Genomic DNA, 14,403 nt, shown 5'->3' with positions numbered 1-14,403 from the left:
TATGAACGGTTGTGTACCTTATCCTGCAGAATATGCCCAACAATATCGACAGTTGGGATATTGGCAAGGACAAAATTTAACCGAGTTTTTACAGCAGAGTTGCCACAAATTTCCTGAACATATCGCCATTATTGATGAACATCAGCAATGGAGCTATGCACAATTCGAACAAAGAGTGGCGCAAACCAGCACAGCCTTAGCGCCTTACTTTAAAGTGGGGGATAAAGCTGTTTTACAATTACCCAATTGTGCTGAATTCTATGCGCTATTTTTCGCGCTCATTCGCTTAGGTGTGGTGCCTATTATGGCACTTGCCGCCCATCGCTATAATGAAATTCAAAGCTTTGTGGGGCAAACCCAAGCCACCGCTTACTTTGCAGCAGATTTGGGCACACAAAAATTCGATTACCGTGCTTTAGCTGATAAAGTTCAAGCCGCACATAGCTGCTTAAAACACGTATTTATTTTAGGCGATGCGGCACACCATCTAGACTTGGCAAAGCTCATGCAAAATACAGCCATTGATCCGCATGTTTGTGCCACAAGCTCTGCAGATGAAGTGGTATTTTTGCAGCTTTCAGGTGGCAGTACAGGAATGCCAAAACTGATTCCACGTACACATGATGATTACTTATACAGTGTCCGTGCAAGTGCAACCATCTGTGGTTTAGACGATCAGTCGCGTTTATTGATGGTTTTACCTGCAGCGCATAACTTTTCGATGAGCTCGGCCGGTGCACTGGGTATTTTCTATGCAGGTGGGGCTGTTATTTTAGGCCAAGATCCAAGTCCTGAGGCCGCATTTCAACGTATCAAAAAGTATCAAGTGACGGATGTTTGTTTAGTCCCTGCATTGGTACGTCCTTGGATGGATAAAGCAGCCAGGGATCAAGATCCTATTTTAAGCCAACTGCGCTGTTTACAGGTAGGAGGCGCACGTTTACCGAATGCAGTGGCCGAACGACTGATCTATGAATTTAAGGTCAATTTGCAACAAGTGTTTGGTATGGCAGAAGGTTTAGTCAACTACACCCGTTTTGATATGACGGCAGAACAAATTATTCATACCCAAGGACTGAAGATTTCTGCACATGATGAAATTTTAGTCTTAGATGATGACGATCAGCCGGTCAAAGCCGGGGAGGTCGGCCATCTGCTGACCCGTGGTCCTTATACGATTCGTGGTTACTTTAATGCACCTGAACATAACCAAAATGCTTTCACCCCAGATGGTTTTTACCGCACAGGTGATTTGGTTCGCATACGTCAAGACGGTTGCATCGTGGTTGAGGGACGTGCCAAAGAGCAAATTAATCGTGGTGGGGAAAAAATTGCCACTGAAGAAGTGGAACAAGTGCTGATTACCCATCCACAGGTACGTTTGGTGGCTTTAGTTGCCATGCCTGATGACCTCTTAGGGGAGAAAAGTTGTGCCTTTGTCGCTTGGCAAGCCCAAGAGGGAGATCCAAGCCCAGTGCGTAAAGCCATGCAGCTACGCCAATATCTTCAAGATTATGGGCTTGCAACCTACAAAATTCCAGATCGCATTGAGTTCCTCGATCATTTCCCTTACACGGCGTTTGGCAAAATTGATAAAAAATGCCTACGTCAGCGCTTAAATCCTATTCCCGCTTAAGAGATTCATATGAGTATTCCAAAAATTAACAGCTATGCCATGCCAAAGCCGCAGGAATTTTTTAACAATAAAACTCAGTGGAATGTAGATCCTAAGCGATCTGTGCTTTTGGTGCATGACATGCAACAGTATTTCTTAGATTTTTATGATCTAGATGCAGCACCTATTCCAGAACTATTGCGTAATAGCCAAGCTTTAATTACCGCCGCACGCCAGCAAGGTATTCCGGTGGTCTATACTGCTCAGCCGGGAGATCAAACCCCAGAACATCGCCAACTCCTCACTGATTTTTGGGGTACGGGCTTAAAAGCTGACCCTGAAATCACCAAAATTCATGATGCTGTTCAACCTGCCGAGCAAGATATTGTGCTCACAAAATGGCGTTATAGTGCATTTAAATTTTCCGATCTGGAACAACGCATGCAATCTTGGGGACGTGATCAACTGGTCATTTGTGGGGTTTATGCACATATTGGTTGTTTAATGAGTGCGGCTGAAGCATTTATGCTGAATATTCAGCCTTTCTTAGTGGGAGATGCTTTAGCAGATTTTAGCCGTAAAGAGCATGATTTGGCATTGCAATATGCCAGCACGCGTTGTGCACAAGTTGAAGCAACGCAAAACATCACACAAGCTTGGCAGACAAAAGCGTTACTTGAGGAGCATCAGATTATCGTTGCTGTCAGTCAAGCTTTAGAATTGCCTGTTGATGAAATTGAACTCGAAGATGACCTCTTAATGTTAGGGCTCGATTCAGTTCGCTTAATGACCTTAGTAGGTGAGTGGCAGGCTGCCGGGGCGAAAGTCAGTTTTGAAGATTTGGCTGAACAACCTACTTTAGCTGCATGGCTTAATAAGCTGGCGGCCTAATATTATATTTCACATCAGAACCCAAGCGCATGCTTGGGTTTTTTACCTTTAATCAGCAATACAACCTGCACTTCACACATAAATAGACTGATAGCGCTGCAGTAGAAGACAATAAGCCAAATTTCACACATTGAAGCTGTTACACTGCCAAACACAAGATTGATATCAATAGACACCGCATTGATTGGCACGGTGTACACCAAGAATGACACAAGGGCATGTAATGAGCGAAATTTGTATCCAAGACGTGCTTGAACAGGCACGCAATTTTAGCGTATATGAACAAATTGAGATCGGGTTACAATATGCCTTAAAAGAACGAGCAACTGCAGAGGATTTAGCATGTGCACGGGCATGGTTTTGGGTAGCAGCCTGCTACTATGAATCCTTTTTAGCTCAATACTATTGGGCCTTAACATGGGGCGACTTCAATGCACACGATTTTCCAGAAGAGATTGATTTAGACACCTTAAAACAGATTGCCGCTGAAGGTCAGTTGGCGGCAGTCTATGTACTGGGTGTGTTTTATGAAACTGAAGATATGCAATTAGCAGTTGAATATTATGCTTATGCCGCAGAACGTGGCTTTTATCCTGCCATGAATAACTTAGCCGATAAATATGAACAAGGTTTAGGGGTCATACAAGATATTCCCCAAGCGATTCAACTGTATACCCAAGCGGCTGAACAAGAAATAGCAGCGGCGGAGTGGAGTTTAGGGCTGTTATACTTTAATGGCACTTGGATCGAACAAGACTTAAGTTTGGCTCGTTATTGGTTTACCAAAGCTGATCAGCATGGCTGGGCGGGTGCTGATGAAATGCTGAGTCGTCTCATGATCCCTGTATTATATAGCTAAAGCTACTATCCATAAGGCAGTTGATACTTAGTTTGCCTAACAAGCATCTCAAACATTGCAATATTCACTACACAGAAGATCACTTAGCTGCTCTGCATACGCGAGAACTGAGGGCTAAGGATCCACGTATACCTTGATGTGGATCCGACGGCTCAAGGATAAGTGGCATAGGTGATTGAGCTATAGCATGATTTTAATATCGCAGTTGTCTTTGCTGACAGTATTAAAAATCATGATGCAGCAATTTTTTACACCATTCACAGCAGGTTTTAGATCATTTGCATGCCAATGCACAAAAAGATGATCCGCATTTCTTAGGCCTTAATTAACAGCTTGCTTTGATCAGTTGGCACCAAAGCGAGCGTTATTCACCCGTATGTTTAAGTAAAGATAAGCCATAGGGCGTGATTCATTTTTTAGAAGTGAGGTTATTTAAGTGGCTCTTTTGGGCTCGCTTGACGCGAGTTGAGATTTGAGTAAAAGATAATTCATAAATCATTACAAACAGCAACACGGTAAAAAGTGGCACATATAAGGTACCAAACAGCACACTGCCTAAGATACTGAGTCCAATTTCATGTCGACTCACTGCGCCAGCACCGGTGGCAAAAATCAGGGGAACAATACCTGCCCCAAAGGCTAAAGAGGTCATCAGGATAGGGCGTAAACGCAGTTGCAAAGCTGCGAGCGCTGCTTGACGGGCACTCCTACCGAGACTTAACGCTTTTGTTGAAAATTCAACAATTAAAATGGCATTTTTACAAGACAAACCAATCCCTGTCAGTAAGGCAATTTGGAAATAAACATCATTAGGTAATTTAAATAAGGTCGCAAAAATAATGCTGCCCATGACCCCAAGGGGTAAGCCCAATAAAATCACCAATGGAATTTTAATACTTTCATATAATGCTGCTAAGCACATGAAAATAAATAAAATGGAAATGAGATACAGAAAAAGTGCTTGATGCTGGGCATGTTGCTCCTGTAAAGATAAACCGCTCCAAGCCAAATCAATACCACGGTATTGCTGAATATGCGTGCGAATTTCCTGCATGGCTTGCCCTGAACTCGCATGTGATTGTACAAAGGCTTCCATGGGCAAGGCAGCAAGTCCCATAAAACGATGCAGACTTTCTGCTCCACCTGTCCACGTTGGTGTTGCAAACTGCGCTAAAGACAGCATTTGCCCTTGATGATTGCGCACATACCAGTCACCTAAATACTGTGGATCAGAACGATAGGGCGCATCACCTTGTAAGATAATCGGTTTAATACGACCACGTTCAATAAAATCTCCGATATAACGGCTACCCCATGCACTTGCTAAAGTATTTTGAATATCACGTTGCTCAATACCTAAAATTTTAGTTTTATTTTGATCAATATCGATAAAAATTTCAGCTTTATGTTCTGGGGCTACAGATCCTAAATCTTGGTAGTGCACAGCTTTTTGTTGTTGCAATGCTTCTAGCTTTTCCCGTAAAGCTTGGCGACCTTGACCATGGACATCGCGTAGCCAAAACTCTAATGCATTGGATTGCCCCAGACCTGAAACACTTGCGGGTAAACTCAGCATGACTTTAGCATTGACGCTTTGCAAATCCTGCATAAAACGTTGCCTTAAAGCTGTGGCAGCATCTGCTTTTGACCTACGCTGATCCCAATGTTTGAGTGAAATAAAGGCCATGCCTAAATGCGCACCATTGCCAGAGAAGTTTTGACCATTAATCAGTAATACGCTCTCCACCGCCTGTTGAGACAATAAGTACTGATTAATTTGTTGACCAATAGCCTGTGTTTCACTCAAAGTAGCACTTTCATGCAGCCGATATTGCAGTGCCAGTAAGCCTTGATCTTCATTCGGAATAAAACTAGTCGGTAGATGACGATAGAGCAGAGCTAATCCAAGACTCAGCACGACAATACTCGTGAGCATCCAAACTCTATACGCTAACATCCATTGCGCAATTCTTGTCGCATAATCCCGAATATGATTTAAACCATATTCAACGTAAACTGCCCATCTTGGCCTAGGCGATGGTTTAAGCAAGAGGGTACACAGCGCAGGCGTGATGAACATTGCCACGAAGAGCGATAACAGCATGGCTGTCACTAAGGTGATGGAAAATTGGCGATAGATCACACCTGTTGAGCCAGTAAAAAATGCCATCGGAATAAAAACCGCACTCAAGACCAAGGTGATACCAATTAATGCACCGCTCATTTCCTGCATCGATGCTAAACATGCCTGTTTGACCTCAAGACCTTGCTCATGCATGAGCCGTTCAACATTTTCAACGACAACAATGGTGTCATCTACCAATAAGCCAATGGCTAAGACCAAAGCAAACAAAGTGAGGGTATTTATACTGATCCCCATGAGGTATAACAGTAAAGCGGTGCCTGCTATGACAAGGGGAATCGTAATGGTTGGGATTAAAGTGGCGCGCCAATTTTGTAAAAATAAATACATTACCGCGACCACTAAAATAATCGCCTCAATTAAAGTCATCATGACTTGTTGAATAGATTCCTCAATAAATGGTGTGTTATCTCGTGGATAAATCACTTGATAACCTTCTGGTAAGTAGGGTTTGAGTTGTTCTATCTTGGCTTTAATTTGCTTTGAGGTACTGATCGCATTGGCATCCGGCGTTAAGTAAATTCCTAAACCTGCTGAAGGGTAGCCATTTAAAGTATTGATGGTGGTGTAATTTTCAGCGCCCATTTCAACGCGTGCGACGTCTTTTAAACGCACTACACGACCATCGGCATCCGCTTTTAAAATTACATTTTCAAAATCAGCCACCGTTTTTAATTGTGAGCCTGCACTGACTTTGGCAAAAATGCGTTGCTCGGCTAAGTTTGGCATCGACCCAATCGCACCTGCTGCGATTTGCGTATTGGCATCAGTCAAAGCCTGTTCTATATCACTGGCGACTAAAGCGTAATTTCTTAGTTGGTGTGGATTCAGCCAAATACGCATCGCATAGGAGGAGCCAAAAATATCGACTTCACCCACTCCTGTAATTTGATTCAGCGGTTGCTGAAAATAATTGATCATATAATCAGATAGATCAATATTGTTAGCTAAGCCCTTGCTATCGTATAAGCCGACAATCAGCAGCAAATCACCGGTGGTTTTCCAAATATTTAAGCCTTGACGTTGCACGGGTTCAGGGAGTTTATTGAGTACAGCGTTCATGGCATTTTGTACACGAATTTGCGCTTGGTCGATATCTGTGCCGAGCTCAAAATGTAAATCGATTCGACTACGACCGTTGGCTTCGCTTTTGGATGTGTAATATAACAAGCCCTCTAAGCCTTTAATTTGTTGTTCTAAAACCTGAGTGACACTTTCTTCAACCGTTTGTGCTGAGGCACCTCGATAATTGGCACCGACACTGACTGTTGGTGGGGCTATATTGGGATAACGCTCAATTGCCATCTTCGACAAGGCAAAACTACCAAATATAAGCATCGCAAGTGCAATGACACTGGCAAAAATTGGATGATAAATAAAAAATCGCGGCAGCATAGTGCATTCACTTGAACAAAAATAGGGGGAAATTACGTTCGATTTCCACCATCATAGGATGTTTATTCATCATAAACAATAATGATAATCATTTTTATTTGAGCTATATTTTATTGGTTTTATTGATATTAAATTAAAAATAATGCATCTAGAATAGATAAAGAACTAGTGAACAACTGATTTGGCTGGTGAATAATATGATCAATAAGATCAGGATAAGCTCTAAATCTGACAAAATTTAAATGATAATTAATTTTAAGTGAAATTAATTATCATTTATTTTTGTTTCAATATCAAATGATTCTAAGACTAACTGTCTTTACTAAAAGCTAGATGTAAATCATGCAGCAAATATTGTTGTGCTATGCTTAAAAGACGATCTTGATGCCACATCACATAAATAGGCACTACGCGAATATAAGGAAACGGCGATAATTGTTTAAATAGATGCCGTCTGGATGATGATGTACCACATGTTGTGGCAAAAAGCCGATGCCAAAACCACTACGAATAAAGTGGATCAATTCATCTAAATTATTGGTATTGACTGACTAAAAGACGATTTTGCTCCAAAATTTTCTGACGTAAGTGATACAGCGCTGAGGCAGGATCATCGAGTTGATCACTCTGAAAGGCAATAAAATCATGGCCTGAAATTTGTTCTAAGTTTTGGATATCTTGATGATAGAGTGAATGGTGTTCGGCACAGTACAGCGCATACTTTTATGCAATTAAATGGTCATAATTGAGTCTGTGATGGATCTGGCGACTCAGCGCAATTTAGTACTGCTTGGTTTGCGTAAGTTGCTGCCAAACTCAAGGCTTTAGATTTACCTGTGATTAGTTTGGTTGAGGATGGCTATTGTATTTAAAAACTCGCCGAAAATTTTATAAGCGGTGGTTTAAAACTAGATCTCAAACTACTCAAGCTATAGGCCAAATATCTATAGCTTATTTTTGTTTTAAGCATTGCAAGACAAAATTTAAAACGCAATTGAAATATCATTGGTGACGCTTTTCATCGCAGCTACTCGCTATACAAAAGAATTAGGTCATTCATTTGATCTTGTAGCTTTTGAGTCCGCTTATAACTTTTTCTAAAAGCGGACATTTTTACTTTGGAGAAACCGGACATTTCTATTTTGGAGTTACAAGTCTAATTTCGTATAATATAGATTATGTTAAATATAATACACCTGATAATAAATTCATAATTATACTTCACCTACCTAATATCAATAACTTATACAAATATAACTCCTAATCAAAAATATGATATGTTGACCTAAATTTTAGTTCATGAAGTTCACTATGTTTGAAGTCAAAAGTATCCAGTTAGAGCAAAAGATATCGAATAAGAACGAAATCAAATTATTGTGAATAGCCAATGATTTTGTAGACACCTTTTAATTGTTGGTGGGCTGCCACCACTCTCCTAGCAAAATTTAGTCTATATCCCTATGGTTTATTTAAAAACTTATTTTCTATCTTTACTAGGCTGTATGATCAAAATCATACTGGCACTCAACACTGTAAATTTGAGAATGAATCTGTAAGTACAGAGTCACTCCCTATCGCTAAAGATATTAGAAATAGCTACATAAAGTTTATTTCTAGCTTATTCAAATTTGTCGTTAAAATTAGGTTTTACTACGGATGAACAATAATTTTTACTGCAGACTCATTATTATGAATCAGCGTTTCAAAGCCTTTAGAAACAAGATCATCTAATGCAATACGTTGGGTAATAAAAGGTTCTAGATTAATCTTACCTTGCTCGACTAAGCGGATGGTTTCCTGATGGTCATTTACATAAGCAATCGTGCCACGAATATCTAGCTCTTTCATAACCACACTATGCACATTAATTGTGGCAGGATGGCTCCAAATCGAAACGATAACGACCACACCAGTTGGTTTCATCGCCGCCACCAGTGTATCCATGACTTTATTAACACTACTACATTCAAAAGCGACATCAACACCACGGTCTTCCGTAATTTTCATCACTTCAGCGACCACATCAACCTTAGATGGATCTAGCACATAATCTGCAACACCCGCTTCTATCGCTTTTTCTTTACGCTTTGCACTCAATTCAGTAATGATGACCGTGAGACCTTTAGCCTTTAAAATGGCTGATAAAAGTAAGCCTATAGGGCCTGCTCCACCAACCAGTGCTATATCGCCAGCTTTTGCACCACTTCTGACATAGGCATGATGACCGACAGATAAAGGTTCTATCAATGCGGCCTGATCTAAGGGAATATCATTTGAAATAGGATGTACCCAACGTCGTTGAACTGCAATTTTTTCAGAAAGACCGCCGCCACGTCCGCCTAAACCAATAAAGTTCATATTTTTTGATAAATGATACTTATCATTCAGGCCAGTCGGGACATCATCCGCAATAATATAGGGTTCAACTACGACATGTTGTCCAATTTGGATATCGTCTACACCCTCACCAACTGCATAAACTACGCCTGAAAATTCATGTCCCATTGTTACAGGTGCAGATTCTCCCGAAATTGGATGTGGATGACCACAAGGTGGAATAAAAATAGGGCCTTCCATGAATTCATGTAAATCTGTACCGCAAATACCGCACCATGCAACTTGAATTCCAACTGTGCCTGGAAGTACTTTCGGTTCAGGGATATCTTCAATTCGAATATCCCCTCGATCATAAAAACGAGCTGCTTTCATTGTGTATTCCTCATGTTGATATTAACGGTAAACCATTCCACCATCTGTCAAAATAGACTGACCTGTAATATAGTTTGCATCCTCGCTGGCTAAAAATGCAACTAATGCAGCCACGTCATCTGGTGTTTCAGCACGTCCTAAAGCAATACCATCTACATATTTTTTATACGTTTGACCAATTGGTGTACCTGTAATTTCAGAGAACCGCTGATCTATTTCGACCCACATGTCTGTACCAACAACACCCGGACAATAACTATTTACAGTAATTTCAACACTGGCATATTCTTTAGCCGCAGCTTGCGTCAATGCACGAACTGCAAATTTAGTTGCCGAATAAACACCGAGTAAAGCAAAGCCTTCATGACCTGCTATTGAGCATGCATTAATAATTTTTCCAGCCTGTTGGCGTTGTTTAAATTTATTTGCTGCGGCTTGAATCCCCCAAAGTACACCACCGACATTGATGTTTATAATTTGGTTAAATTCACTCGGCGTTACTTCTGCCAAAGCTTTGACTTGTGCAATACCTGCATTATTAATCATGATATCAAAACCATTAAGTGTCGATTCTGCATGATTAATAGCGTCACTGATTTGTATTGGATCTGAAATATCCGCAATAAATGTGGTGGCTTTTACGCCAAAGGCTTCAACCTCTTGTTGAACAGTATTTAACTTTTCTTGGTGAAGATCGACCAATCCAATATGAACACCTTCTTGTGCTAAACGTAAGGCAATACCGCGTCCAATACCTTGTGCCGCACCCGTAATTAATGCAACTTTATTGTTTAAACCTCTAGGCATGTTGCGACTCCTTAAATATGGATTGCACGTTGCATCGCCGACAAGACCGACTCATGCATCGCCTCAGACAAAGTAGGATGAGGGAAAATGACCTGCGCTAAGCTTTCATCTGTAGCTTCTAGGTATTTCGCGATGGCAAACCCTTGAATGTGTTCGGTGACTTCATGTCCAACCATGTGAGCACCCAACAATTCACCTGTTTCCTGACTAAAAATGGTTTTAACAAATCCTGCGCTATCGCCCAAAGCCAATGCTTTACCATTCGCTTGTAAAGGAAACTTACCCACATTGATATTCAAGCCCGCAGCTTTCGCTTTCTGTTCTGTCAAACCAATACTGGCCACTTGCGGATGGGTAAAGATACAGCCCGGAATTTGTGTACGATCTAAAGCATATACATGACTTAGGCCTGCAATTTTCTCCACACAAAGAATGGCTTCATGACTGGCTTTGTGTGCCAAACACGGTGCGCCTGCGACATCACCAATTGCATAAATGCCCACTACATTGGTTTTACACCATGAGTCGACTTTAATAAAACCATTCTCAAATTCAATTCCCAAAGCTTCTAGGCCAAGATTTTCAGCATTCGGTTTCACGCCAATAGCTGAAAGCACCTTTTCAACAGTAATTATTTGCACACCTGTGGCAGTTTCAATATGACAATGTACTTGAGCCTGATCAGTTTCTATTTTTTTTACAGTCGCTTCGGTTAAAACCTGCATACCCTGCTGTTCAAATTGCTTTTGTACATACTTCGCAACTTCAATGTCTTCGCTAGGGAGAATCTGCTTTGCAATATCAACCAAGGTGACTTGGCAGCCTAAGTCTTGGTATAGGCTTGCAAACTCACTGCCTATAGCACCCGAACCAATGACCAGTAAAGATTTTGGTAATTGGTCTGGAACTAAAGCCTCTTTATAACTCCAGACCTGATGGCCATCTACAGGAATATGAGGCAAATTGGCCGCACGTGCACCTGTTGCGACAATAATATGCAGTGCAGAAATCTGCTGTTTTTGACCATTCGCATCTGTAAGCTCTAAATGCTCTTTGGCAATAAATTGGGCTGCTGCATTAAAAACAGTGATTTGATTCTTTTTCAATAATTGACCGATACCTTGTACCAGTTGCTCAGAAACCTGTCTGCTATGATGGACCAGTTTTTGAATGTCAAAATCAACCGCGTTAAGAGTAAAGCCAAACTGCTCTGCATGTTTGAACTGCTGCGCAAGCGCAGCCCCGCTCAATAATGCCTTGGTTGGAATGCATCCCCAATTAAGACACACTCCGCCTAAGTGTTGTTTTTCAACAATTGCTGTTTTTAATCCCAGTTGCGCTGCGCGAATCGCAGCGACATATCCTCCAGGACCAGCACCAATAACCACAAGATCAAATTGTGTATCTGACATGGCTATTCCTCCTACACCAAAATTAATGCAGGGTTTTCGACAAACTGCTTCAATGCCGATAAGAATTGAGCACCCAACGCACCATCAATGACACGATGATCACAAGACAATGTTGCAGTCACCATTTCACGAACAACAATCTCATCATTTTCGATGACAGCACGTTTCTCTGCTGCACCTAAGGCCAGAATTGCACCTTGAGGTGGGTTAATAATGGCATCAAACTGTTGAATACCCAGCATTCCCAAATTGGAAATACTGAAACTGCCACCTTGAAACTCATCAGGTGCTAGTTTTCCAGTTTTGGCACGTGTCGCCAGATCGCGCATATCATTGGAAATTTGCGCCAAAGATTTAAGGTTCGCTGATTTAATAATTGGCGTGATCAGTCCATTTTCGATGGCCACAGCAACCGAAATATCAGCCTGTTCAAACTGTAAAATCTGCTGATTTTCTTCATCAAACTGAACATTGACCTGTGGAACTTTGATCAGTGCGGCAGCAGCAGCTTTAATCAGCATATCGTTAATGGACAGCTTGACTTGCGGTACGGTACTGTTAATTTGCTGACGCAAAGCCTGAACCGACTCAACATTTAAGTCTATCGTTAAGCGAAAATGTGGTGCATTGCGTTTCGCAGCCTGTAAGCGCGAAGCAATTGCTTTACGCATACCATTCATAGCTACAGTAGTGAATTTTGCGGACTCTGCTGGATGCGCATGATCAGCATGTTGAGCTTGTACAGGGTTTTCACGTTGATATACAGCTTCAACATCTTCCTTACAGACTCGTCCACGTGAACCCGATGCACGACAATCATGCAAATTAATGCCCCATTGTCTTGCCAAACGGCGGGCAACAGGTGTCGCTAGAACATCAGTATCATCTGCTTTAGATTTCGCGGCTTTGGTACTGGCTTGATGACGCACATCTGGCCAAGAACCACCAGCAGCTTGAACTGCGGTCTGAATATCTTGAACACTAATACGACCTTCACGTCCAGAACCCGTAATCTGAGACAAGTTTACATTATGCTTTTCAGCCAATTTCAAGGCATGTGGCGTTGCAAAAATATCATCGCTTTGTTGGTAGCCTTGTAACGCAGCAGGAATAGAATATCCGCCCTGAGTCACCGCTTTTGATCCATTACCAACACTGTTCTGTTTAGGAGCAGCTTGCACTTTGGTTTCAACTTGAGCTACAGCTACTTTTTCAGGAACCGCTGCTACCGCTTTATTTTCTGTTACAGCAGGTGTTCCACCTAAGGACTGTGCAAATGCTTCAACTTCTGTATCTGAAACTTGAGCGTCTGCACAAATTGCAATAACTCCACCTACAACCAGAGTGTCACCATCTTTAGCAATAATTTTGCGTAGCAAGCCATCAAAAGGTGCTTCAAGAACATTGACGATTTTTGTGGTTTCAATTTCACAAATTTCCTGTCCTTTACTAAATTGCGTACCTTCCTCAATCAGCCATTGGGCAATCGTACCCTCTTCCATGGACAAACCCCATTTTGGGATTTCTAAAGTTTTAATTTCGCTCATCCTAAGCCTCCAACGTCTTACGTACAGCCTGTTCGATGCGTTCTACACTGGGTAGCCATTCTTTTTCTAATACTGGTGAAAATGGTACGGGTGAATGTGGTGGAGTGACTAACTCGATTGGTGCTTTAAGATAATGAAAGCCTTTCTGTGCAATGAGTGCAGCCACATCATGTCCGAAACCGCAACGCGCCGCAGATTCATCTACAATCACTACGCGACCTGTTGACGCCACTGATTCTAAAATGCCATCTTCGTCTAATGGAGAAATGGTTCGAGGGTCAACCACTTCAACCGAAATGCCTTCTTTTGCGAGCTTATCCGCAACTTCATTGGCACGATGCACCATCAAGCTTAAGGCAATAATGGTAATATCAGTGCCTTCACGGGTGTAATTTGCGACACCAAAAGGAATAGTGTAGGCTTCATCTGGCACTTCGCCCTTAATGTCATACAACAATTTGTGTTCACAAAATACTACTGGGTCATCATCTCGAATGGCTTGAATCAACAACCCTTTCACATCATAGGCACTTGAAGGCACCACCACTTTTAAACCAGGCACTGAGGCAAACACGTTATATGGCGACTGAGAATGCTGCGCTGCTGCGGAAAAACCTGCACCGATCATGCCTCGTACAACGAGTGGCGCTTTGGCTTTGCCACCAAACATATAGCGGAATTTAGCCGCTTGGTTATACAGCATGTCATAACACACGCCGTAAAAATCCATGAACATTAAATCTGCCACAGGTCTTAAACCCGTTGCAGCAGCACCTGCCGCCATACCAATAATCGCCGATTCTGTAATCGGGGTGTCAATGACTCGCTCAGAACCAAATTCAGTCCATAAGCCTTTGGTTACACCAAGTACACCGCCAAAACCTTCCAGTTTATTGTCATCGGTATTTTTGCCACCATGCCCACCACGAACATCTTCACCGACCACAATGACACTCGGATCTCGGCGCATTTCTAATTCAATTGCTTCTTTAATCGCGTTTCGATAACTTTTATTTGGCATTTTT

General features: G+C 41.8%; 9 protein-coding genes. 3 read left to right on the top strand and 6 right to left on the bottom strand.

Annotation, left to right across the window (positions count from 1 at the left end):
* Position 1: 1 nt before the first annotated feature.
* The 3 genes from AC5YCD_RS07870 to AC5YCD_RS07860 all read left to right on the top strand — a co-directional run bounded on the left by AC5YCD_RS07870 (position 2) and on the right by AC5YCD_RS07860 (position 3,365).
* Entirely contained in the window at positions 2–1,636 is a 1,635-nt protein-coding gene (locus AC5YCD_RS07870) for a (2,3-dihydroxybenzoyl)adenylate synthase (protein ID WP_496129505.1), read from the top strand.
* A gap of 9 nt (positions 1,637–1,645) precedes the next feature.
* Positions 1,646–2,506 carry an isochorismatase gene (locus AC5YCD_RS07865; protein WP_496129504.1) on the top strand — a complete coding sequence of 287 codons (861 nt, stop codon included), beginning with the start codon at positions 1,646–1,648 and terminating at the stop codon, positions 2,504–2,506.
* A gap of 223 nt (positions 2,507–2,729) precedes the next feature.
* Entirely contained in the window at positions 2,730–3,365 is a 636-nt protein-coding gene (locus tag AC5YCD_RS07860) for a tetratricopeptide repeat protein (RefSeq protein WP_496129503.1), read from the top strand.
* 409 nt (positions 3,366–3,774) lie between these two features.
* Here AC5YCD_RS07860 and AC5YCD_RS07855 read toward each other — a convergent pair whose 3' ends face one another.
* The 6 genes from AC5YCD_RS07855 to AC5YCD_RS07830 all read right to left on the bottom strand — a co-directional run bounded on the left by AC5YCD_RS07855 (position 3,775) and on the right by AC5YCD_RS07830 (position 14,399).
* The gene (locus AC5YCD_RS07855; RefSeq protein ID WP_496129502.1) at positions 3,775–6,903 is read right to left on the bottom strand and encodes an efflux RND transporter permease subunit; all 3,129 of its coding nucleotides are present in this window, start codon (positions 6,901–6,903) and stop codon (positions 3,775–3,777) included.
* A gap of 1,650 nt (positions 6,904–8,553) precedes the next feature.
* Positions 8,554–9,612: a 2,3-butanediol dehydrogenase gene (locus AC5YCD_RS07850; RefSeq protein ID WP_010326712.1), complete on the bottom strand. Its 1,059-nt coding sequence runs from the start codon at positions 9,610–9,612 to the stop codon at positions 8,554–8,556.
* A gap of 21 nt (positions 9,613–9,633) precedes the next feature.
* Positions 9,634–10,419, bottom strand: coding sequence for an acetoin reductase (locus AC5YCD_RS07845; protein ID WP_126036463.1), 786 nt, complete (start codon positions 10,417–10,419; stop codon positions 9,634–9,636).
* A gap of 11 nt (positions 10,420–10,430) precedes the next feature.
* On the bottom strand, positions 10,431–11,831 hold the full coding sequence (gene lpdA, locus AC5YCD_RS07840) for a dihydrolipoyl dehydrogenase (protein WP_126036461.1): 1,401 nt from the start codon (positions 11,829–11,831) through the stop codon (positions 10,431–10,433).
* An 11-nt stretch (positions 11,832–11,842) separates the two neighbouring features.
* A complete protein-coding gene (locus AC5YCD_RS07835; RefSeq protein ID WP_496129501.1) occupies positions 11,843–13,378 on the bottom strand; it encodes a dihydrolipoamide acetyltransferase family protein in 1,536 nt (511 codons plus the stop codon).
* 1 nt (position 13,379) lies between these two features.
* Positions 13,380–14,399, bottom strand: coding sequence for an alpha-ketoacid dehydrogenase subunit beta (locus tag AC5YCD_RS07830; protein ID WP_004979604.1), 1,020 nt, complete (start codon positions 14,397–14,399; stop codon positions 13,380–13,382).
* Positions 14,400–14,403: the final 4 nt, after the last annotated feature.

Source organism: Acinetobacter sp. CY05 (assembly GCF_059515805.1).
The sequence above is the reverse complement of the archived record's forward strand: the minus strand, read 5'-3'. Positions and strand labels throughout refer to the sequence as shown.